Origin of the sequence: Clostridium tunisiense TJ, from assembly GCF_000300195.1 — a bacterium.
Classification (GTDB): domain Bacteria; phylum Bacillota; class Clostridia; order Clostridiales; family Clostridiaceae; genus Clostridium_J; species Clostridium_J tunisiense.
The window spans coordinates 1-216 of sequence record NZ_AMQH01000040.1 but is presented as its reverse complement, the minus strand read 5'-3'; the positions used below and the strand labels follow the sequence as shown (position 1 = coordinate 216).

1 protein-coding gene is annotated in these 216 nt (G+C 56.9%); it reads left to right on the top strand.

The features are described from left to right. Positions 1–216, top strand: a 216-nt coding sequence (locus tag C661_RS24595; protein ID WP_041877929.1) for a transposase, incomplete at both ends; no start/stop codon positions are given.

Here is a 216-nt window from a genome sequence, read left to right as displayed (position 1 = left end):
ATGAACAGATCAAGGAACTGGACAAACAACTGGCTTGCCAGCTGGCCGACGATGATCTGGGGAGCCGTTTGCTTAGCATGCCGTGTGTCGGTCCGATCACCGCCAGCCTTCTGGCTGTAGAAATGGGCGATGGCAAGCAATACCGATGCAGTCGCGATTTTGCGGCTTCAGTGGGCTTGGTGCCGCGACAGTACAGCACGGGCGGCAAAGCCAATT